Here is a 363-nt window from a genome sequence, read left to right as displayed (position 1 = left end):
TTAAATATGTCGAATGTGATTTTTATGGGTTTAGACCCGGCAAAGCAAGGTAGCGATATTTCACAGGTGGCTGTGTTGCTTGACCACGCCCGCCTTGATGAGCGTAAGAATCAAGCCGATCTCGCTGCTGCTCGTCTGGTGCGTTTGGCTGCACATATCTCTAAGAACGGTTTAACGGCTATTGAAGCTGTTGAGCTGCTCCGCCAAGAGGCTGAAGCCATCGAGCATCAAGCGCAGGAGTTGCACTAATGACTAACGTCGTTGAAGTTAATGGCACTTTCGCCATTATTAAAGTTGAAGCGCGAGACTCTAGCGCGGAAGCTTTAATTTTGGCTGACGTAAAAACCGATAAGGAAACTAAAA

At 46.8% G+C, this 363-nt stretch carries 1 protein-coding gene; it reads left to right on the top strand.

The genetic code is table 11. From position 1 onward, the window contains the following. Positions 1-249 (top strand): DUF2732 family protein (locus tag AEAC466_RS43495; RefSeq protein WP_023460311.1); only part of this gene is annotated, 249 nt, incomplete at its 5' end. Positions 250-363 lie beyond the last annotated feature (114 nt).

The organism is Asticcacaulis sp. AC466, assembly GCF_000495815.1.
Lineage (GTDB): Bacteria > Pseudomonadota > Alphaproteobacteria > Caulobacterales > Caulobacteraceae > Asticcacaulis.
Note: the sequence above shows the minus strand (reverse complement) of the source record. Positions and strands in the feature narration are given on the sequence as shown.